This window comes from Micromonospora sp. SL4-19 (genome assembly GCF_047921475.1).
GTDB lineage: Bacteria > Actinomycetota > Actinomycetes > Mycobacteriales > Micromonosporaceae > Micromonospora.
The window spans coordinates 75,546-95,897 of sequence record NZ_JBLROB010000015.1; the positions used below are offsets into that span (position 1 = coordinate 75,546).

At 71.0% G+C, this 20,352-nt stretch carries 18 protein-coding genes; 8 read left to right on the top strand and 10 right to left on the bottom strand.

The genetic code is table 11. The annotated features are described in order from the left end of the window. Nucleotides 1-31: 31 nt before the first annotated feature. From ACNAVT_RS19220 to ACNAVT_RS19235, 4 genes are read left to right on the top strand one after another with little or no spacing between them, the layout of a single operon-like run. Nucleotides 32-1,375 carry a lipopolysaccharide biosynthesis protein gene (locus tag ACNAVT_RS19220; protein ID WP_416298094.1) on the top strand — a complete coding sequence of 448 codons (1,344 nt, stop codon included), beginning with the start codon at nt 32-34 and terminating at the stop codon, nt 1,373-1,375. Then, a complete protein-coding gene (locus tag ACNAVT_RS19225) occupies nt 1,372-3,213 on the top strand; it encodes a hypothetical protein (protein ID WP_416298096.1) in 1,842 nt (613 codons plus the stop codon). The genes ACNAVT_RS19220 and ACNAVT_RS19225 overlap by 4 nt, the downstream gene beginning before the upstream one ends. After that, complete coding sequence (locus ACNAVT_RS19230; protein ID WP_416298098.1) at nt 3,210-3,656, top strand: hypothetical protein; 447 nt, start codon at nt 3,210-3,212, stop codon at nt 3,654-3,656. Before ACNAVT_RS19225 ends, ACNAVT_RS19230 begins: the two co-directional genes overlap by 4 nt. Further along, nucleotides 3,653-3,865, top strand: coding sequence for a hypothetical protein (locus ACNAVT_RS19235; RefSeq protein WP_416298099.1), 213 nt, complete (start codon nt 3,653-3,655; stop codon nt 3,863-3,865). Before ACNAVT_RS19230 ends, ACNAVT_RS19235 begins: the two co-directional genes overlap by 4 nt. A gap of 37 nt (nt 3,866-3,902) precedes the next feature. Here the strand turns inward: ACNAVT_RS19235 and ACNAVT_RS19240 are convergent, their stop codons facing one another. From ACNAVT_RS19240 to ACNAVT_RS19250, 3 genes are read right to left on the bottom strand one after another with little or no spacing between them, the layout of a single operon-like run. After that, complete coding sequence (locus tag ACNAVT_RS19240) at nt 3,903-5,309, bottom strand: aminobutyraldehyde dehydrogenase (protein WP_416298101.1); 1,407 nt, start codon at nt 5,307-5,309, stop codon at nt 3,903-3,905. Nucleotides 5,310-5,318: 9 nt separating this feature from the next. Then, nucleotides 5,319-6,767, bottom strand: coding sequence for an NAD(P)/FAD-dependent oxidoreductase (locus tag ACNAVT_RS19245; protein WP_416298103.1), 1,449 nt, complete (start codon nt 6,765-6,767; stop codon nt 5,319-5,321). Further along, entirely contained in the window at nt 6,764-8,062 is a 1,299-nt protein-coding gene (locus ACNAVT_RS19250; RefSeq protein ID WP_416298104.1) for a glycosyltransferase, read from the bottom strand. Before ACNAVT_RS19250 ends, ACNAVT_RS19245 begins: the two co-directional genes overlap by 4 nt. A gap of 121 nt (nt 8,063-8,183) precedes the next feature. Between ACNAVT_RS19250 and ACNAVT_RS19255 the strand changes: the two genes are divergently transcribed. Further along, nucleotides 8,184-8,834, top strand: coding sequence for a TetR/AcrR family transcriptional regulator (locus tag ACNAVT_RS19255; RefSeq protein ID WP_416298106.1), 651 nt, complete (start codon nt 8,184-8,186; stop codon nt 8,832-8,834). A gap of 44 nt (nt 8,835-8,878) precedes the next feature. Here the strand turns inward: ACNAVT_RS19255 and ACNAVT_RS19260 are convergent, their stop codons facing one another. Genes ACNAVT_RS19260 through ACNAVT_RS19275 form a run of 4 tightly spaced genes read right to left on the bottom strand, consistent with a single transcriptional unit; the run spans nt 8,879 to nt 12,742 of the window. Further along, nucleotides 8,879-9,946: an ABC transporter ATP-binding protein gene (locus tag ACNAVT_RS19260; protein ID WP_416298108.1), complete on the bottom strand. Its 1,068-nt coding sequence runs from the start codon at nt 9,944-9,946 to the stop codon at nt 8,879-8,881. Further along, complete coding sequence (locus ACNAVT_RS19265) at nt 9,943-10,713, bottom strand: ABC transporter permease (RefSeq protein ID WP_416298110.1); 771 nt, start codon at nt 10,711-10,713, stop codon at nt 9,943-9,945. The genes ACNAVT_RS19260 and ACNAVT_RS19265 overlap by 4 nt, the downstream gene beginning before the upstream one ends. After that, the gene (locus tag ACNAVT_RS19270) at nt 10,706-11,629 is read right to left on the bottom strand and encodes an ABC transporter permease (RefSeq protein ID WP_416298112.1); all 924 of its coding nucleotides are present in this window, start codon (nt 11,627-11,629) and stop codon (nt 10,706-10,708) included. Before ACNAVT_RS19270 ends, ACNAVT_RS19265 begins: the two co-directional genes overlap by 8 nt. Beyond that, complete coding sequence (locus ACNAVT_RS19275; RefSeq protein ID WP_416298114.1) at nt 11,630-12,742, bottom strand: spermidine/putrescine ABC transporter substrate-binding protein; 1,113 nt, start codon at nt 12,740-12,742, stop codon at nt 11,630-11,632. A gap of 112 nt (nt 12,743-12,854) precedes the next feature. On the opposite strand from ACNAVT_RS19275, the gene ACNAVT_RS19280 reads away from it, so the two are divergent. From ACNAVT_RS19280 to ACNAVT_RS19290, 3 genes are all read left to right on the top strand, one after another. Next, nucleotides 12,855-13,952, top strand: coding sequence for a hypothetical protein (locus ACNAVT_RS19280; RefSeq protein WP_416298116.1), 1,098 nt, complete (start codon nt 12,855-12,857; stop codon nt 13,950-13,952). 13 nt (nt 13,953-13,965) lie between these two features. Continuing rightward, nucleotides 13,966-14,922: an SIS domain-containing protein gene (locus ACNAVT_RS19285; RefSeq protein WP_416298118.1), complete on the top strand. Its 957-nt coding sequence runs from the start codon at nt 13,966-13,968 to the stop codon at nt 14,920-14,922. Nucleotides 14,923-15,043: 121 nt separating this feature from the next. After that, nucleotides 15,044-16,654: a flavin monoamine oxidase family protein gene (locus ACNAVT_RS19290; protein WP_416298119.1), complete on the top strand. Its 1,611-nt coding sequence runs from the start codon at nt 15,044-15,046 to the stop codon at nt 16,652-16,654. 96 nt (nt 16,655-16,750) lie between these two features. Here ACNAVT_RS19290 and ACNAVT_RS19295 read toward each other — a convergent pair whose 3' ends face one another. The 3 genes from ACNAVT_RS19295 to ACNAVT_RS19305 are packed head-to-tail and all read right to left on the bottom strand — an operon-like array spanning nt 16,751 to nt 20,303. Continuing rightward, on the bottom strand, nt 16,751-18,250 hold the full coding sequence (locus ACNAVT_RS19295; protein WP_416298120.1) for an acyl-CoA synthetase: 1,500 nt from the start codon (nt 18,248-18,250) through the stop codon (nt 16,751-16,753). Next, nucleotides 18,247-19,368 (bottom strand): ring-opening amidohydrolase, encoded by a 1,122-nt coding sequence (locus ACNAVT_RS19300; protein ID WP_416298121.1) that lies wholly within the window; start codon nt 19,366-19,368, stop codon nt 18,247-18,249. Before ACNAVT_RS19300 ends, ACNAVT_RS19295 begins: the two co-directional genes overlap by 4 nt. Nucleotides 19,369-19,373: 5 nt before the next feature. Then, a complete protein-coding gene (locus ACNAVT_RS19305; RefSeq protein ID WP_416298123.1) occupies nt 19,374-20,303 on the bottom strand; it encodes a carbamate kinase in 930 nt (309 codons plus the stop codon). Nucleotides 20,304-20,352: the final 49 nt, after the last annotated feature.

Here is a 20,352-nt window from a genome sequence, read left to right on the forward strand (position 1 = left end):
GAGCACCAGGCACGGGAGGAGGGAGGACCTCGTGAGCGCCCAACCTACCGGTACCGCGGACCCGTCGGTCGGCCGCGCGACCCCCGGCGTCGGGACGGTCGCCGAGCCGATCGGCGTACGGCTGCGCCAGCACCTGCGCGACCCGCTGAACGGCAACGTCTACGCGCTGATGCTCAACACGGCCCTGAGCTCGGTGCTCGGCATCGCGTACTGGGCTCTCGCCGCTCGCCTCTATTCGCCGGCCGAGCTCGGCGTCGGGGCGGCGACCGTGTCCACGATGACCTTCCTGAGCAACCTCTCCCAACTCAATCTCAACGGCGCCCTCGCCCGCTTCCTGCCCGCCGCGGCGGAGCAGGGCACCCGGCTGGTCGGGTACGCCTACGGGGTCACCTGCCTGGCGGCACTCGTCCTGGGCAGCGGTTTCCTGCTGCTCGCGCCCCTGGTCACCGACCGGCTCGACTTCCTGCACCGCACTCCCCTGCTCGCCGTGGCGTTCGTCCTCTCCGTCGCCGGCTGGTGCGTCTTCACCCTGCAGGACAGTGTGCTGACCGCCCTGCGCGGCGTCGTCTGGGTCCCGGTCGAGAACACCGCCTTCGGGCTTGCCAAGATCGCGTTGCTGGTGCTGTGCGCCGGCGCCCTGCCGAGCCTGGGCATCTTCGTCTCGTGGAACCTGGCGGTCGTCGCGGCACTCATCCCCGTCAACGTGCTGGTGTTCCGCCGGCTGCTGCCCCGGCAGCGGGAGCGCCGCACCGAAGCGGCGCTGCCGGACCGTCGGGTGCTCGCCCGGTTCGTGGCGCTGGACTACGTCGGATACCTGTTCATGCAGGCCGGCACGAACGCCCTGCCGTTGATCGTGACCGCCCGGCTGGGCGCGGAGGCCAACGGCATCTTCTACGTGGCCTGGCTGCTCGGCGGCTCGCTGGAGCTGGTGGCGTACCACTTCGGCACCTCGCTGACCGTGGAGGCCGCCGCCGACGAGTCGCGGCTCGCGGCGTACGCGCGGCAGGTGCTGCGACGGGGCCTGCTCCTCTTCATACCGGCGGTGGTCCTGCTCTGCGTGTCGGCGCCGCTGCTGCTCGCCCTATTCGGCAGCGACTACGCCTCGACCGGCTCGGACACGCTGCGGCTCTTCGCCGTCGCGGTGCTGCCCAAGCTGGTGCTGACCGTCTTCGTCGCGGCGTCCCGGGTGCAACGCCGGGTCGGGCGCATCATCGCCGTGCAGGCGTTCACGAGCGCCCTGGTCGTGTCACTGGCGCTGGTCGCGATGGCCGAGATCGGGGTCGTCGGGGTCGGCGTCGCGTACCTCACCGGGCAGGTCGTGGTGATGGGTGCCGTCCTGCCGTCGATGCTGCGGCTGCTGAGGAGTGCGTCATGAGCGGCAACACGGCCCTGCTGGCCGCCCCGGCCGAAGCCGGTCAGCGGATACGAACCGGTCTGCTCGCCGGCGCCGAGTGGGCTGCGCCCGCGGCGGCGCTGGCGCTCGGCGTCTGGGCCCTGCAGCGGGGGGACGCCGCCGACATCGGGTCGCTCGGCCTGGTCACCGCGCTCCGCCCCGAGCTGTACGTCGCGCTGGCCCTGCTGACCGCGAGCTTCCTCCGGGGCGTCTTCCGCGCCCGCCCGGCTACCGACCGCCTGCTCGCCGCCCACGTGGTGGTGCTCGTCGTCCTGCTCTTCGGCGCGGCGCCGATCATCGAGCCGCTGCCGCGCGTGATCTCGGGCTGGCTGCACGTCGGCTTCGCCGACTACATCGCCCGTACCGGGGAGACGTTGCCGGAGTTGGACGCCCGCTTCAGCTGGCCCGGCTTCTTCGCGCTGACGGCCATGGCGACGCGGGCGGCCGGGATGCCGCACGCCCTGCCGCTGCTCGCCTGGGCGCCCGTGGTGTTCAACCTGCTCTACGGCGCCGTGGTGTTCCGGCTGGCCCGGCTGTGGTCGGCTGACGCGCGGGCGGCATGGCTCGCCCTCTGGCTGTTCTTCCCGGCCAACTGGGTGGGGCAGGACTACTTCGGCCCCCAGGCGATGAACTACCTCTTCTACCTGGTCCTACTGATGGTGCTGGTCCGTTGGTTCCACCCGGTCGGGTCCAGCGGCCTGTACCGCCAGCGGTCCCCGGATAGCCCGGTCGCTCTGCTGCTGCGCCTGCTCCGGGTCCCGCCGAGGCCGCTGCTGCTCGAGCGGGTGACCGATCAGGCCAGCCCGGCGTCGCTGGTCGGTCTGGTGGCGGTGATCCTCACCGTCTTCGCGGCCGCCACCGTGAGCCACCAGCTCACTCCGATCGCGATCGTGGTCAGCATCGCCGCGCTGGTGCTGGTCCGCCGCTGCACGCTGCGTACGCTGCCGGTCCTGCTCGGCGTCGTGCTGATGGCCTACATCAGCTACGGCGCCGTCGCGTACTGGCAGGGGCACCTGCACGACATGTTCGGCTCCTTCGGGAATGTGGGCAGCACCATCAACGACGGGGCGGTCCAACGGGTACGAGGCGACACGGGGCACCAGATCGTGGTGCTGCTGCGGGTCGTCCTCGCGCTGGCGGTCTGGGGACTCGCGGCGGTCGGCGCGTGGCGACGAGTACGCAGCGGACAGGGTGGCCTGGCGCTCCTGATGCTCGCCGGGGCGCCGTTCGTCCTGCTGGCGATGCAGAGCTACGGCGGCGAGATCTTCCTCCGGGTCTACGCCTTCGCCCTGCCGTTCATGGCGATCCTCCTGGCCGCACTGCTGGTCCCGGCGTGGCCGGCCCGGCGTCGCGTCCCCGCGGCCCTCATGGCCGGCGCGCTGAGCACCGTCCTCATCGGCGCGTTCTTCGTCGCCCGGTACGGCAACGATGCCTTCGAGCAGGTTCGCCCGGGCGACCACCAGGCCGTGGACTGGCTCTACGCGCACGCCCCGGCGGGTGTCTCGTTGGTCTCGGTCACCTCCAACGTCCCCTGGCGGGCCCAGGGCGTCGAACGGTACAAGTACCTGCCCCTCGGCCAGGACCTCGGGCCGACGACGGCCATCGCGATCGAGGCGGAGATGCGGGGCAACCCGAAGGGCGCATACCTGATCATCACAAAGGGACAGTTCGTCTTCGCGGAGACGTTCCTGGGCAAGCCGCGGGGCTGGGGCGAGGCCGTGGAACGCGAGGTCGTCGACTCCGGGGACTTCAAGCTCGTCTACTCCAATCCCGAGGCGAGGGTCTACGTCCTCACCAGCAGCGAAAGGGGCGGCCGGTGACCCAGATCGCCGAGCCCGAGATCGATGCGAATCCAGGTCCTGCCGGACAGCGCGCCGCTTCCTCGCCGACGGACGTCCCGGCGCTCACGCCATGGCCGGCGTTGGTGACGCTCGTCGCCGGCGACGTCGTTCTCGCCCTCGTCCTCTGGGACGTGCCGGGCGTCCTGCGGGCGATAGGCGTCCTCGGCTACCTCTCCGTGGCGCCGGGGCTGGCCTGCGCGCGGCTCGTCCGGATACCGGACGGCCTCACCCGGCTGGTCGTCGGCGTCGCGCTCAGCCTCGCCCTCGGCATCCTGATCGCGCAGGCGATGATCCATCTGCACGTGTGGTCACCGCTGCTCGGGGTCGTCACCCTCACCGCGGTCGCGTCGCTGGCCGCCCTGGCCGAACTGGCCCGAGACGTGCCGCATTACCGCCGAAGGCGACGGATGGAGGTGGAATGACTGACATCGCTCTCAGCGTGGCGCGTTCCGGGGCGATCCAGGCGACCGTGCTCACCCTGCTGATGGTGGCGCTCATCGCTCGGATCACGGTGCAGCTCACCGCGCGACCGGCGCGGCCGCAGGCCCTCCGGATCCTCGACATGGTCGCCGCACCGCTGCTCGTCGCGTTCGTCGTCATCGTCGTCCAGCGCTTCGCCCAACTGACCTGACCGTGGCCCGCTCGGCCGCCGGCGGCTGGCGGCCGGCTCAGGCCGGCCGGAAGGAGTCGCGTGCCGCGGGTGCCGCGTGCTTGATCATTAGGTGGCGGGTGACGGAATACTCCCCGACCGCCTCCTGGCTCATGTCCTTGCCGAAGCCGGAGCCCTTCACGCCGCCGTGCGGTGCCTCGGATGCGATCGGCAGGTGGTCGTTGATCCAGGTGACGCCGACGTCGAGCCGGTGGCTGACCCGCAGGGCCCGCGAGACGTCGCGGGTCCACACCGACGAGGCGAGTCCGTACTGGCTGTCGTTGGCCAGCCGCACCGCCTCTTCCTCGTCGTCGAAGGCGAGCACCACGACCACCGGCCCGAACACCTCGCCCTGCACGATCTCGCTGCGTTGCTCGGCGCCGACGACCAGCGTGGGAGGAAAGAAGAACCCCGGCCCGTCCGCGGGCGAACCGCCGACCGCGACGGTGGCTCCGTCGGCTGCCGCCCGGGACACGAAGCCCGCCACCCGGCCGCGATGGTCGGCCGAGATGAGGGGGCCGATGTCGGTCTCGGACGACCACGGGTCGCCGGTACGCACCTTCGCCAGCGCGGCCTCGAGCGCACCGACCGCGTCCTGGTAGACAGATCGCTGGACGTAGACCCGGGTGGCAGCGGTGCAGTCCTGGCCCGTGTTGTACGTCGCGCCCATCGCCACGCCGAAGGCCATCTCGGACAGGTCCGCGTCGTCGAAGACGATCGCCGGCGCCTTCCCGCCGAGCTCGAGGTGCACCCGCTTGAGCCCGGGCACCGCGCCGCGCATCACCTCCCGCCCGGTCCGGGTCGACCCGGTGACGCTGACCATGTCCACGCCCGGATCCGCGACCAGGGCCGTCCCCACGTCGGCGCCACCGGTGACGACCTGGACCAGGCCCACCGGCGCGCCCGCCTCCTCCATGAGCCGCGCCAACGCCAGGGTGGTACGGGGTGTCTGCGGCGCGGGCTTGATGACCACCGCGTTGCCGGCCGCCACGGCCGGACCGATCTTCCAGATGGCCATGATGAGCGGGAAGTTCCAGGGCGCGATCGAACCGACCACACCAACGGGCCGGCGCACCAGCAGCGACGTGTAGCCGGCGGACAGCGTGCCGGCGCCCGTCCCGTCCAGCGAGCGCGCCGCCCCGGCGAAGAACCGCAGATTGTCCACGCCGAACGGCACCTCACCGTCGCGCATGACCGACACCGGCTTCCCGGTCTCCTCGACCTCCAGGCGGGTCAGTTCCTCGGCGTCACGTTCGACGAGGTCAGCCAGGCGCAGCAGGACGCGCGAGCGTTCCGCCGGGGTGGCTTCCCGCCACTGCTCGAAAGCGGTGCGCGCCTGGGCCACTCGCTTCGCGACTTCTGCGGGGTCCGTATCCGCCACCTCGGCGATGACGGCGCCGGTCGCGGGGTTGGTCAGGATGGCCATGGTCGCTCCTCAGCTGTTGAAACCGACACCGAATCTGTCCAGGAGCCGCAGCCAGGGCCCCCGGCGCCCGTCGCGCGCGTCCGCTGCGGCGAGCGCACGACGGGTCATTTCCACCACCGGGTACCGCAGCGGCTCCGGCGGGAACGGCACCGGCCGCCGCCGTACCATCTGCAGCCGGGTCCGCTCGGTTTCCCGTCCGGCCAGCAGGTCCAGCGCCACCTGCGCGCCGAAGCGGGACGCGGCCACGCCGAGTCCGGTGTAGCCGACGGCGTAGGCGATCCGCCGGTCACGCGTGGTGCCGAACATCGGGGTGAACCGGGTGGTGGAGTCGATCACCCCGCCCCAGCGGTGGGTGAACCGGACCCCGTCGAGCTGGGGGAAGGTCTCCGCGAAGTGCCGGGCAAGCAGCAGGTGGGTGGCGTCGCGCTGATCGAGAGCCGCCTCGACCCGATTGCCGAACCAGTAGATGGCGTCGTAGCCACCGAACAGGATCCGGTTGTCGTCCGTGAGCCGGTAGTAGTGGAACTGGTTTCCGGCGTCGGTGATGCCCTGCGCCTCCGGCCACCGCAGCTCCGCCCGCTGCGCCTCGCTGAGCGGTTCGGTGACAAGCACATAGTCGTAGACCGGCAGGATCCAGTGCCGCAGCCGCCGCAGTGGCGGCGGATAGGCGTTGGTCCCGATGACGACGCGGTGGCAGGTGATCCCGCCGTCGGCGGTACGCACCACGACCCCACCGGGGGACCGGTCGAAACCGGTGACCCTGGTGTCCTCGTGGATCGTCACCCCGAGCGATTCGGCGACGCTCGCCAGGCCCCAGGCCAGCCGGGCGGGGTCGACCAGCCCTCCGGTGCCGCGCAGCCGTACGCCGCCGAGGTAGCCCGGCGACGCCACGTCCGCGCGCACCTGGTCGCCGTCGAGCAGCGTGGCGTCGTCGCCGTGCGCCTGGTGCAGTTCGGCCAGGGCGGCGAGCTCGGCCACCTGGTGGGGGGCGACCGCGACGGTCGTCTTGCCGCACAGCCGCAGGCCCGCGTCGATGCCGGATCGCCGCACGGTCTCGGCGATCGCGGCGAGATTCTCCCGGCCGAGACGGACGAGTGACTCCATCTCGGCGGGCCACCGCGACAGGCCGTGGGACAGGCCGTGGGTGAGTGAGTCGGACACGAAGCCACCGTTGCGCCCGGACGCGCCGAAGGCGATCCGCTCCGCCTCCAGCACGACCACGTCGGCGGCCGGATTGTCCTGCTTGGCCAGAATGGCCGCCCACAGGCCGGTGAACCCGCCGCCGATCACCACGAGGTCGGTGCTGCGTGCCCCGGTCAGCCGCGACCGTGGCTGCGGCCGGTCCGGACGGTCGGTCCAGAAGATCGTCGGTGCCGCGTCGGCGATCGCCTGCTGCGCCCTCGCCTGTGCCCCGGTGGCCGAGCCGTTCCGGGCCGATGGTGCGTACCAGTTGGTCAACGACGGGCCTCGGCCGTACCGGCCAGCCGCTCGATCGCGTCGGCGGCCTGCCGCAGGCCGTCGGTGGCCCGGATCTCCGAGCCGTGCGCCGCGAGCCGGCTGCGCAGGTCCTCGTCACCCAGCAGGCGCTCGATCGCCCCGTGCAGCTGCTCGTCGGTGAAGCGGTACGGGTCGAGCCGCACCCCGAAGCCGAGCTCGTCGACCCGCTGCGCGTTGTCGTACTGGTCCCAGAACAGCGGCAGCAGGATCATCGGCTTTCCGAAGTGGAGAGCTTCGGTCGTGGTGTTGTTGCCGCCGTGCGTGATGACCAGGTCGGCCAGGGGGATGATCTTCGTCTGTGGCAGGAACTCCGCGCCCCACATGTTGTCCGCGAGGTCGATCTCGGCGTGCAGCGGGCCCTTGGAGACGATGTAGCGGTGCGGCGTCTTGGCGAGTGCGTCGATGACCCGCCGCATCAGCTCGACGTCGGCGGAGCCGAGCGAGCCGAGGCTGAAGTAGATCAGCGCCCCGTCCCGGTCGGCGAGCTCCGACGGCAGGGTGAACTCCTCGTCTGTCTCGCGTACCGACGACTCGAGTCGTTGCCAGGTCGGGCCGAGTGGCCGGGCGTCGGCGTAGTCGGCGATCCCGGGGTAGACGTAGAGGTTGAGGTCGCCCTCGTGGATGAACTCGAGGTCGGGCAGGCCCGGCGCGCCCTGCTCCCGCACCCACGAGTCGAACTCCTCCCATACCGGACGGTGGACGCGGTCGTACTCGGCCTGGAACGCCGCCCACCCCGACCGGTCCGCGGCCGGGTAGCCCGAGAAGACCGGCGCGATGTCCTGGCCCTTCATCTCCAGCGGGTTGCAGGAAACGATCCGCACGAACGGCACGCCGGCGGTGTTGAGCGCCGGGAAGGCGACCACGTTGTCCTCGACGATGATGTCCGGCCGCACTCGGTCGATGATCTCCAGCAGCCTGGGCTGGCAGTACTTGGCGCCGTTGATGAGCTCGACCCACACCGGCTTGACCCAGGTCTCGAGCTGCTCGATCGTCGGCTTGCGGAACTCGGGCGCGGTGTCGCGGATGAAGTCCTTCCAGAACTGGCCGGCGTCCTGGTCGTCGGCGTTCTCCGCCGGTGGTGCGAGGTCGACGAGATCCTCCTCGAAGCCCAGCGCGGTCAGCTTGCCCTGCCACGACGCCTCGGCCGCGAACACCACCCGGTGTCCACGTCGGCGCAGTACGTCGCCGATGCCGATGCAGTTGTTCGTGGGGCCGTACGCGCTCTCGGGCATGAACAGGACCGTCAGCTGAGACATCGCATCTCCCGGTGGGGGTGACTGTTGAATCGAAATTCAACAAGGTCCTCGCTCGGCCGTCAATACGCAGGCACTATGGTGTTGGGAAGATTGTTGACGTCGTGACCCGGATCGGTGCCGCATGACCACCCGCAAGTCCCGCGCCCAGCGCCGCCAGGACCTCATCGATGCCGCCCGCCGAGCGATGATCCAGCACGGGACCGACACGGTGCTGCTCAACCAGGTGGCCGAACAGGCCGGCCTCACCTCCGGCGCGGTCCTCTACCACTACCCCGACCTGCGGGACCTGCTGCTGGAAGCGCACCACGCCGGCATGGAGCGCTTCTACGAGCTGCGGGTGAAGAAGATCGCCGGCATCTCCGACCCGGTGCGGAAACTGGTGGTGACCATCCGCTCCGGGCTGCCCACCGACGCCGAGGACGCCGACGTACGCCTGCTCTGCGAGCTCGGCGGGGCGGCCGGCCGCAACCGGGTCTACGCCGCCCTGCTGACCACGCTCTACGACCGGCAGGTGTCCATGTACCAGACGATCCTCGAACTCGGCGCGGCCCAGGGCGTGTTCACCCTCGCCGCGGAGTCGCAGACCATCGCCCGTAACCTGGTGGCGCTCGAGGACGCGTACGGCTACCGGATCGTGGCCCGGCACCCCACCCTGCACGCCACCGAGGCGGTCGAGCTGATCCTGTCGTACGCCCGGCTGGTCACCGGCAACCCGTTGGACGTGCCCGAGGAGCCGACCAAGCCACCGCGCGCCCGGAAGGCCACAACCTAGGGGCCCGCACCGGCCGGACGCCGGGACGACCCGGCGCCCGGCGGTCAGGCCCGGTCGAGCAGCACGGCGTCGGCGCCCGACCAGTCCACCCTGGTCCGGTCGCCGAGCGCTACGGCGGCCGCGCCGGCCACCGTGGCCAGCAGCGGCCGGTCGAGCCCGACGACGTCCACCGCCACCCGCGTCGTCCCGCCGAAGAAGGTCACGTCACGCACGACACCGGCCACCCCGCCGTCGGCGCCCAGCCTGACCCGCTCGGGACGGACCGCCAGGGTCGCCGCGGCCCCGACGCCGTCCGCGGACCGGGGGCAGGGCAGGACGCCGACGTCGGGCACTCGCAGACCCTCCGCGGTGACCACGCCGTCGATCAGGTTGTTGGCCCCGATGAAGTCCGCCACGAACAGGTCGGCGGGCCGCTCGTACAGCGGAACCGGCGCGTCCACCTGACGCACCCTGCCCTCGCTCATCACGGCGATCCGGTCGGCCAGCGACATCGCCTCCTCCTGGTCGTGGGTGACGACCACGAAGGTGATGCCCACCTCGTGCTGCAGCCGTTTGAGCTCCAGTTGCATCTCCGCGCGCACCTTCTTGTCCAACGCGGACAGGGGCTCGTCGAGCAGCAGCAGCCGGGGCCGCTTCACGATCGCCCTGGCCAGCGCGACGCGCTGCCGTTGCCCACCGGAGAGCTGGTGCGGCCGGCGGCGGGCCAGCCCGCTGAGACCGACGGTGTCGAGCACCCCGTCCACGCGCTCGCGGATCTCCGCCTTCGGCACCCGCTCGCGTTCCAGCCCGTAGGCGATGTTCTTCGCGACGCTCATGTGCGGGAACAGCGCGTAGGACTGGAACATCAGGTTGACCGGTCGCCGGTGCGGGGAAACCCCGAGCAGATCGGCGCCGTCGAGGGTCACCGACCCGCTGTCCGGCTGCTCGAACCCGGCGAGGATCCGCAGCAGGGTCGTCTTGCCGCAGCCGCTCGGGCCCAGCAGGGCGAAGAACTCGCCCTGACGGATCTCGAGACTGACCTGCTCCAGCGCGCGGATGTCGCCGAAACGCCGACTGACGGCCTGGATGCTGACCAGGGGTTCGCCGGCTCGTTCGCCATGATGCTCGTTCACAGGGACTCCGTTAGGCGGGACAGGCGCTGGGCCGCGATGACGAACGTGAAGCTGACCGCCAGCAGCAACGTCGCCAGGGCGTTGATCTCGGGGGTGACGCCGAAACGCACCATCGAATAGATCACGATGGGCAACGTCGGGTCCTGCGGGCCGGCGGTGAAGAAGGCGATGACGAACTCGTCGATCGACAGGGAGAAGGCCAGCAGCGCGCCGGCGATGATGCCCGGGGCGAGCGACGGGAGCGTGATGCGGACGAAGGTCTGCAGCCCGGTGGCGCCCAGGTCGCGGGAGGCTTCCTCCAGGGACCCGTCGACGTGGGCCAGTCGGGTGCGCACCACGGCCGCGACGAAGGCCGTGCCGAACACCGTGTGCGCCAGCAGGATCGAGTGCAGGCCGAGCGTGAACTGCACGGCGGTGTAGAAGGCGAGCAGGCCGATGGCGAGCACGATGTCGGGAAGCACGGCGGGCGCGACCGCGATCGCGTCGAGCAGTTTCGACCTCGTGTGCCGGGCGAGGCCGACGGCGAGCAGGGTGCCGAGCACCGTGGAGAGCACGGTGGCGCCGGCCGCGACGAGCAGCGTGTTGATCAGACCTTCGCGCACCGCCCGGTCGGCGAACAGGCGCCCGTACCAGGCGGTGTCGAACCCGTCCCACCGGTACGGAGTGTCGGCGGCGTTGAAGGACATGATCACGAGGACCACGATCGGCAGGTAGAGGAAGGCGTACGTCAGGCCCGCGGGAAGGTACAGCCAACTGAACCTACGCACGATCCCCACCTGCCAGTCGCCGGGCCGCCCACGCCTGCACCATGAGCAGCAGGACGAGCAGGGCGATCACGATGAGCGCGAGAGTCGAGCCGAACGGCCAGTCCCGCGCCTTGAGGAACTGGTCGCGGATGAGGTTGCCGACCATCACGGTACGGCCGCCACCGAGCAGTTCGGGTACGACGAAGTTGCCGAGGCTGGGCACGAACACGAAGACGCAGCCGGTCAGCACGCCGGGCAGGGTGAGTGGCAGGGTCACCGACCAGAAGGTTCGGACCGGGCGGGCACCCAGGTTCGCCGACGCCTCGCGGAGCTGGGGGTCGAGTCGTTCGATCGCCGAGTACAGCGGCAGCACCATCAGCGGAAGGTAGGCGTAGAGCAGGCCGCCGACGACGGCGCCGGGGGTGTAGAGCAGTTCCAGCGGCCGGTCGACGATCCCGATACCGGTCAACGCCCGGTTGATCACCCCCTCGCTGTTGAGCAGGATGATCCACGCATAGGTACGGATGAGGAAGTTGGTCCAGAACGGCAGGACCACGAGGACGAGCGCGACCGTGCGCCAGGTGCGGGGAAGCCGGGCGATGAGGTACGCGGTCGGGTAGCCGAGCAGCAGCGCCAGCAGCGTCGTGAGCCCGGCCAGCTTCACCGAGGTCCAGATCACGCCGAGGTACAGCCCGTCGGCGACCCGGGTGAAGTTGTCCGCCGAGGCTTCGTAGACGATGCCGCCGAAGCGACCCCGGTGGAACAGCGTGTAGCTGAGCACGAGCGCCAGCGGCACGAGCATGAAGACGGCCAGGTAGCCCAGCCCGGGCCCGAGGGTGGCCAGCCGCCCGACGAGTCGCTCACGTCGGGCGGCGCGCCGCCCGCGCGGACCGGTGTCCGCACGGGCGGGGCGTTGAGGGGCGAGTGTGGAGCTCATCTAACCGGCCGACACCTCGGTCGCGATCCGGGTGTACGCCGGTGCCGCGTCGCCGAGGTCAACCGGCACCTCCTGCTTCAGCAGGTCGGCCGGGGCCATCTTCAGCTGCGGGTGGGTCTCCAGCAGCTTGGCGTCGACCTTGGCCATGGCGGCACTGTTCGGCACCTTGTAGAGGATGTTCTCCGCCGCCCAGGAGTGGTTGTCGGCGTCGAGGATGTAGTTGATGAAGGCGTGTGCCGCCTCCTTGTTCTTCGACGTCTTCAAGATGACCATCGTGTCCACCCAGAGGTCGCTGCCCTCCTTGGGCACCACGAACTTGATCTTCGGGTCGTCCGTGGGGCACCAACCGTCCCACGCCTCGACCAGGGCGGCCTCGCCGGACTTGAGCCGGTCGCCGAAGGTGGTGTCGTCGTAGGCCAGCAGCGTCTTCTTCGCCGCGAGCAACTTCTGCTTCACCTGCGCCAACTGTTCCGCGTCGGTGGTGTTCGCGGAGAAGTTGAGCGACTTCTGCGCCGGGAGCATGAGCCACCGCTCGGTGGCCATCATGGTCACCTTCTTGGCCAGCTGCGCCTTCGGCGAGAGCAGGTCCTCCCAGCTGTCGGGCGTGTAGCCGGTCAGGTCCGTGCGGTAGCACAGGCCGGTCGTGCCCCAGGTGTACGGCACGGAGAACTTGTTGCCCTTGTCGTAGGCCAGTTGCCCGGCTTCCGGGTAGAGGTTCTTGAGGTTGGGCACGAGATCGGCGTGGATCGGCTCCACCAGGCCCTGCTCGGCGAGCGCCTGGGCGAATTGTCCGGAGACGAACGCGACGTCGACGCCGCTGTCCGCGCCCGCGGTCAGCTTCGCCATGATCTCTTCGTTGGTGGCGTGCTTGGTGACGGTGACCGTTGGACCCTTCGCCGCCTTGAACTTCTCGGGGAGATCCTCCGGCATGTAGCCGTCCCAGTTGGAGACCGTGAGCTTCTGCTTGCTCAGGTCAGCGTTCGGATCGAGGGTGTCCGCGCTGGCGGTGCCGGCGTTGTCGGCACCGCCGCCACACGCCGCCACGGCGAGCACGAGGCCCGCGGCGAGGGCCGTCGAAACGGCGACACGCCGGGCACTTCTGAACAGCAACACTCGGCACTCCCGTCGGAAGTCGAGACAGTGACCCGGAGTGTTGCAATGAGCGTCAACGTGCGCAAGACTCATGCCGCCTTTTGTAGCTGAGTTTTTACGGCGGAAACTGAACTTGGATTCAACAGACGTCAGGGTGCCGCCCGGTGCCTCCGCCGCGCTCGTCGAGGCCCTTGCCACCGGCGGCGCCACACCCGGCCTACGCGTGCGCCGCTTCGTTCCGCTCGCCCGGGGCCCCCTCGCGGAACGGCTGATCACCGTCGACCAGACGAACACCTCGGTCGTGGTGGGCGAGCGCGTGGTGGTGAAGTGGATGCGACCGGCGACCGACGGCGGATCGGCCGACCGCGCTCCGGACCTGCTGGCGCACCTGGCCGCCGCCGGCTTCTCCCGTACGCCCACGCCGTACGCGGCCGTCTACCACGACGGGCCGGACACCGGCCTGGCGGCGGTCGTGACCGGCTTCCTGCCGGACGCCGCCGACGGGTGGGACTGGTGCGTCGACGCCCTGCTCGACCAGCTCGACGGGGGACCACCGGCCGACCTGGCCGGCGAGCTGGGGGTGCTGGCCGCGGAGCTGCACTGCGCCCTGGCCACACCGTCCGAGACCATCCCGGCGCCCGTGGTGGTCGGCCACCGGGACTGGGCGGCCGACGGCCTGGCGGTCCTCGACCAGGCACGCCGACTCGTCTCCGCCGCCGACGACGAGGAGGCCCACTGGTTCACCGCTCGGGTGTCCCGGCTCGCCGCCGACATCGAGCGGTCCCGCGAGGTGGACCAGGCGTACGTCATCCCGCCACACGGTGACCTGCACGTGGGGCAGGTCCTGCGGTGGCGCGGCGGGCTCGCGGTGACGGACTTCGACGGGAACCCGACCCTCGCGGCGCCCGGCGGCGGCCCGCTCGCCGAGCCGGCCGCGCGGGACGTGGCGCAGCTGCGCACCAGCCTGCTGCACGTCGGGCAGATCGCCGATCGGCGGACCGAGGGCCGACACCGGTCAGCCGTGACCGACTGGTGCCGGCGCGCCGTGGACGATCTACTCACGGCTTACCGCCGCACCCTGCACGAGGGCGGCATGCCGCACCTGCTCGACGAGCGGCTGCTACGGCCGTTCGAGGTCGAGCAGGAGTGCCGCGAACTGTGCTACGCCGCCCGTTTCCTGCCCCGCTGGCGGTACGCCCCGATGGGCGTACTGCGCAGTTGGTACGACTAGAGCAAGGAGTCTCGTGGACCCGCGCCTGTTCCTGGCCGACCTGGAAGCCAAACCCGAGTCGCTACGCCGCCTGGCCACGGCCATGACCGGTGGCGACGCGTGGCACGGGCTGCCCGACCCGGTCGAGCGGGTGCTGCTGCTCGGTATGGGCAGTTCGCGCTACGCGGCCGAGATGGCCGCGCTGCGGCTGCGCGCCGCGGGCGTCGACGCGGTCGCCGAGTACGCCTCGGCCGCCACCACCTGTCCCCCGGGACCGCGGACCCTGGTGGTCGCCATCTCGGCGACCGGGAGCAGCCAGGAGACCCTCGACGCCACCAGCCGCTACCAGGGATCGGGACGACTCGTCGCCCTGACGAACGCGCCGGACTCGCCGCTGGCGAAGGTCGCTGACCTCGTCGTTCCGATGCAGGCCGGAGCCGAGACGGGCGGAGTCGCGTGCCGCACCTTCCAGCACACCCTGGTGCTGCTGCTGGACCTGGTTGCTCGGCTGACCGAAACCCGGCGAGACATCGCCGGCCTCGCCCGGCGCGCCGCCGACGCCACCGAGGACCTGCTCACCCGCCGCGACGAGTGGCTGCCGACGGCCGCCGAACTCCTGGACGGCGCGCACGGCGTCTACACCCTCGCGCCGGCTGAGCGGCTCTCCTCCGCGTTGCAGTCGGCGTTGATGGTCCGGGAGGGCCCCCGCCGTCCTGCCACCGGATGCGAGACGGGTGATTGGTCGCACGTCGACGTCTACCTCACCAAGACGCTCGAGTACCGCGCCCTGCTCTTTCCCGGCTCCCGCTACGACGCGCCGGCGCTGGACTGGCTGCGGCAGCGAAAGTCCACGGTGCTCGCCGTCGGCGCCGAGGTGACCGGCGCCGCGGCGGTGATCCGCTACCCCGGCGACGACGACCCCGGCGTGCGGCTGCTCACCGAGACGCTGGTCGCCGAACTCGTGGCCGGGCACTGGTGGGCCCACTCCTGAAGCAAGGAACAGCCCTGATGAGCCGCCTGTTCACTGGCCAGTGAAGCTCTTGACTGCATAACTGAATCCGGCTTTAAATTGCGGGCACGCCAGCTCAGGCGTTCGCGACCGGAGGTCAGTCATGAGATCCAGAGGTCGAACACCACTCACCAGCCGTCTGCGTGCCACGCTCGCCGCCCACGCCGAATCCGAACGGACCGGAATCCCGGTCGACGAAGTCATCGAGATGCACGCCGCCGGGCTGTCCCGCCGCAAGCTGCTCGGCGGTGCCGCCGTCGTCGGCGCGGCGGCCGTCGCCTCGGCGGCCGGCCTACCCCGTCCCGCCACCGCCGCTGCCGCACCCCCCGCGCCGCCGTCGGTGACCATCGTGGGAGCGGGGCTCGCCGGCATTCGCGCCGCCCACTGGCTCTACAAGGTCAAGGGCATCAAAGCCTCGGTCTACGAGGGCAACTCCCGGATCGGCGGCCGCTGTTACACCCTGCGCGGCTTCTTCGACGACGGCGTCGTCGTCGAACACGGCGGCGCCTTCATCAACACCGAGCACAACACGATCCGCAACCTCGCCAACAGCCTCGGACTCAGTCTTCGCCTCGTGAACGGCGGCAACCAGCCACCGGGCGGGGACAGGTACTGGATCGACGGCACGGACTACCCCTACAGCGCGGCGAACGCCGACTGGGGCCAGGTCTACCAGGCCTTCAAGGCGGCTCAGATGGCGGCGCCGTACCCCCAGCGGTACGACAGCTACACCGCGGCAGGGCTGGCGCTGGACAACCAGACCGTCAACCAGTGGCTGGACGCGAACATCCCGGGCGGCCTCTCCAGCCGCTTCGCCAAGCTGATGCAGAGCAACGTCCTCGCCGAGTACGGGCTCGATCCGGACCAGCAGTCCGCGCTCAACCTCATCTACCTGCTCGGCTGGAACGGGCCGAACTCGCTGTCCCCGCTCACCGGCGGCGACGAGAAATACACGATCATCGGCGGCAACGACCAGTTGGTGACCGCTATGGAGGCTCAGCTGCCGGCCGGCACCGTGACGCTGGACCGCAAGCTGGTGGCGGTCAAGGCGAACGCCAACGGCTCGGTGACCTGCACGTTCCAGGCCGGCAACAAGTTCACCGACGTGACCTCCGACAAGGTGATCCTCGCCCTGCCCTTCACGATGCTGCGCCAGTGCGACCTGTCCAAGGCCGGGTTCTCGACCGTGAAGACGCGCTCCATCAACGAGTTCGATCTGGGCAGCAACGCGAAGCTCCACGTCCAGTTCACCAGCCGGCCCTGGGTGGCCCAGGGCTACGGCGGCTCCACCTACATCAACGCCACCGGCTTCCAGTGCGCCTGGGACGACGCGGTCAACCAGCCGACCACCACCGGCGTGCTCTGCGAGTTCCCTGGCGGCCGTCAGACCACGGCGTGGACCGGCGCGCCGTTCGCCGCGGCACCTGCCGCCCAGGTCACGACGTTCCTGAATCAGTTGGAACCCATCTACCCGGGCATCACCGCCGCCTACAACGGCAAGGCCTACCGGGACGCCTGGCCGCTCAACCCCTGGTCGAAGGGCGCCTACTCGGCCCCGAAGCCGGGCCAGTACACCCGCTTCTTCGGCATCGAGAGCGCCCGCGAGGGCAACGTCCACTTCGCCGGCGAGCACACCTCGATCGACTACTTCGGTTACCTGAACGGGGCGGTCGAGTCCGGCGAGCGGGCCGCCAAGGAGGTCGCCGGGCCTTAGCCGACCGGACACCCGCGACGGTGCTGCCTCATCCCGGGCGTGTCCCGGCGTCTGAGGCAGCACCGTCATCCGCGGTCCGACGACACCGAGGCGCGATCAGCCTCCCTGGGACAGCTCGTGGCGGAGGACCTTGCCGAGCGCGTTGCGCGGCACGACATCGATCCAGCGCCAGCCCCGGGGCCGCTTGTACGGCGCCAACCGCGCCGCACACCACTCGGTCAGCTCGCGTTCCAACTGCGAGGTGTCGACGACGTCGCCCGGCACGACATAGGCGACGACCGTCTCTCCCCATTCCGTCGACGGCACCCCGGCGACCGCCGCGTCGGCGACCCCGGGGTGGGCCCGAAGCGTCTCTTCGACCTCCCGTGGGTAGACGTTGTACCCGCCGGTGATGATGAGTTCCTTGGCCCGACCGCTGATCCGCAGATACCCGTCGTCGTCGAGGACGCCCAGGTCGCCGGTGCGGAACCAGCCGTCGGCGGTGAACGCCTCGGCGGTCGCCTCCGGGCGGTCGAGATAGCCGCCGAAGACGTTGGGTCCGGCCACCTCGATCTCGGTGGTGCCGCCCGCGCCGGGCGCCAGCCGTACCGACACCCCGGGCAGCGGCAGGCCGACCGTGCCCGGGCGGCGCGGGCCGTCGTACGGATTCGAGACCAACATGATCGTTTCGGTCATGCCGTAGCGCTCGAGGATCTGCTGGCCGGTGCGCTCGCGCACGGCGTCGTGCAGTTCGGCCGGCAGCGGCGCCGATCCGCTGACCGCCAGCCGCAGCCTGCGCAGCGCGGTGAGCTGCGGTGACTCGGCGAGCCGGTGGTACATGGTCGGCACGCCGAAGAACAGGGTGCAGCCACCCTCGATCGCGGAGGCGACGGCGGACGGCTCGAAGCGTGGCAGGAGCAGCAGCGAGCCACCGGCGACGAGCGTGCCGTGCAGCCCGACGCCGAGCCCGTGGATGTGGAACAGCGGCAGCGACAGCGCCAACCGGTCCTCGGGTGTCCAGCGCCATGCCAGCCGGACCGCGTGCGCGCTGGCCAGCAGGTTCGCGTGGGTCAGCACGGCACCCTTCGGCCTGCCGGTGGTGCCCGACGTGTAGACGATCAGCGCGGGGTCCGCCGGCTGAACGCGATCGACCGGCGCCGCCTGCGGAGCCGGCAGCCCGGCGAGATCCGGTGTGGTCGACGGGATGCCGGGCGCGCGGTCGACGTCGTCGAGCACGGCGAGCACCGGGTGCGAATCGGCGGCGAGGTTCGCCAGTTCGACGGGGGTGTACGCGGTGTTGACCGGCACGACGGTCAGCCCGTACCGCAGCGCGGCGAGGTAGGCGACGACGAGCTCCACGCTCGGACCGGCGGACACCATGATCCGGTCGCCGGGCGCGAGGCCCGCCGCCGCGTAGCGACCGGCGGCGGCCGCCGTGAGCTGTTCAAGCTCGGCGGCGGTCACGCTCCGCCCGGACGGCGTCGCGATGACCTCGGCGCCCGGATCGGCGGCCCAGCGCGCGGTCCACGCTCCCGGCAGGGTGGCGCCGAGGCTCAGGTCCGCATCGACGCCCGGTGCGAGATGGGCCGACCAGTGCGGGGCGACGGCGGCGGTCATCTAGTCGGCTCGGGACCGAGGTCGACGATCGCGGCGACCGGGCCGCCGCCGTCCGGGCCCTGGTGCGCGGCGGACACCGACACGAACACGGCCGGGTCGCCGGTCACCGAGGCGGCCACCCCACCGACGCAGGACTTGATCTGCCGGTGCCAGTGCACGTCGGAGTCGTCGAGCATCGCGTTTCGTCGCCCGCGCACCATGCCGTCGGAGGACACCTCGCACTTGAGGAACACGTTGACCAGTCGCCCGCCGAGGTCGCTGTGGTGCGGGCGGTCCGGCAGGTCCAGGCCCGCGTCCCGGATCGCCGCCCAGATGCCGTCGGCGTCGAGCGCGTCGCGCATCACCGAGTGGCCGATGCGGTACCGCCCGCCGATGCCCCGGGCGTTGCCGACCACGACGACCTGCGCCTGATCCAGCTCCACGCCGGACGAGCAGCTCGCGACCGACGAGTAGAGCGAACGGTCGTGCATCACCGCCTCGTCGTCCGGCATCTTGATCTCGCCGAGCGCGACCGCGATGCCCAACGCCGTCGTCCCGTTGGACAGGTCCATCGACTCGTGGGTGTGCTCGGTCCAGACCTCCTTGCCACGGCTCTTCGCGTCGCGGATCGTGTGGATGGTCAGCAGCGGTGTCTTCGTCTGCACGTAGTGCACGTCGGCGGGGTCGGTGATCCCGGCACGCTCCATGGCCTCGGTGACGGCGGCCGCGACCTTCTCGATCATGCCGCTGCGACCGATCTCCTCGGGCAGGATCGGCTCGCTCATCGCGAACCCCACGGTCAGCCGCGGCTCGTCGGTCGGCTCGATCGACCCGGCGGGTACGGTGGCGAAGATGCTGGCGTGCGGCGAGATGACGCCGTCGGTGCCGCCCGACCAGACGATGGGCACGCCGGCCACCTCCTCGGCCGATCGGCTGCCCCGCGCGACCAGGACCTCGCGGAACGCCCGGTCGGCGATGATCCGGGTGTAGTCGTTGACGCCCCCGTTGCCCTCGGTCTTGCCGATGACGGCGATCACCTGGTCGGCATCGAGCACCCCGGCGTCGATCAACTCGGTGAGCCCGGAAGCGTCGGAGACGTGCTTGATCGGCACCTTGCGGACTTCAATGGGCTGTGGCACTGCGGTCACCTCTCGTCTTTCGCGGTCACGACGGTGCCGGCCCGGCCGGCCACCGCCTCGGCAATTCGGTCCAGGGAGCAGATCACCGCGCGCTCGCCGCCCCGCTCGACGAACCGGCAGGCCGCTTCGACCTTCGGCCCCATCGAGCCGTCGGCGAAGTGCCCCTCGGCGGCCAACCCGCGCAGTTCCCCGACGCCGACCGCGCCCAGCGGTCGGGCTCGTGGGGTGCCCCAGTCGACCGTCACGGCGTCGACATCGGTGGCTATCGCCAGGACGCTCGCCTGGATCGCCTGGCCGAGCAGGGCAGCGCTGAGATCTTTGTCGATGACTGCCTCGACTCCACGTAGCGTGCCGTCGGGGTCACGCACGACCGGGACACCGCCGCCGCCACTGGCGACCACCACGAATCCGGCGGACAGCAGCGCGGCCACGGCGGGCGCGTCCAGCACCTCGACCGGCTCGGGCGAGGCCACCACCCGCCGCCAGCCCCGGTCGCCGCGGTCCTGCCACACCTGGCCGTGGTCGATCATCACCTGCGCCTCGTCCCAGGGCAGGTAGCGCCCGACCGGCTTGCTCGGGTGGGCGAAGCCCGGATCATCCGGATCGACGCGGGTACGGCTCACCAGCGCGGCCACCGGCTTGCGCAGCTGCTGTTCCAGCGCGTTGAGCAGGATGAAGCCGATCGTGCCCTGGGTCTGCGCGCCACACCAGTCCAGCGGCACCGGCGGCACCACCGTGGCGGCCAGTTCGTTCTTGACCAGCAGGTTGCCGACCTGGGGCCCGTTGCCGTGCGTGACGACCACCTCGGCGCCGGCCGCCGCGACCTCGGCGATCCGCCTCGCCGCGCGCTGCACGGCCGCGATCTGGTCCTCGGGACGGGCCAGGCCGTCCGGCGAGGTCATCGCGTTGCCGCCCAGGGCGACGAGTATCCGCATGGATGGACTGTAAGAATCTGCCGGGAGGGTCGCATGGGCAAGATTCGCC

Excerpts from the sequence above, each read along its gene's own strand:
- ACNAVT_RS19270 (WP_416298112.1), bottom strand. The coding sequence starts at position 11,629 with ATGAGCTCCACACTCGCCCCTCAACGCCCCGCCCGTGCGGACACCGGT.
- ACNAVT_RS19225 (WP_416298096.1), top strand. The coding sequence starts at position 1,372 with ATGAGCGGCAACACGGCCCTGCTGGCCGCCCCGGCCGAAGCCGGTCAG.
- ACNAVT_RS19305 (WP_416298123.1), bottom strand. The coding sequence starts at position 20,303 with ATGCGGATACTCGTCGCCCTGGGCGGCAACGCGATGACCTCGCCGGAC.
- ACNAVT_RS19290 (WP_416298119.1), top strand. The coding sequence starts at position 15,044 with ATGAGATCCAGAGGTCGAACACCACTCACCAGCCGTCTGCGTGCCACG.
- ACNAVT_RS19235 (WP_416298099.1), top strand. The coding sequence starts at position 3,653 with ATGACTGACATCGCTCTCAGCGTGGCGCGTTCCGGGGCGATCCAGGCG.
- ACNAVT_RS19255 (WP_416298106.1), top strand. The coding sequence starts at position 8,184 with ATGACCACCCGCAAGTCCCGCGCCCAGCGCCGCCAGGACCTCATCGAT.
- ACNAVT_RS19295 (WP_416298120.1), bottom strand. The coding sequence starts at position 18,250 with ATGACCGCCGCCGTCGCCCCGCACTGGTCGGCCCATCTCGCACCGGGC.
- ACNAVT_RS19240 (WP_416298101.1), bottom strand. The coding sequence starts at position 5,309 with ATGGCCATCCTGACCAACCCCGCGACCGGCGCCGTCATCGCCGAGGTG.
- ACNAVT_RS19250 (WP_416298104.1), bottom strand. The coding sequence starts at position 8,062 with ATGTCTCAGCTGACGGTCCTGTTCATGCCCGAGAGCGCGTACGGCCCC.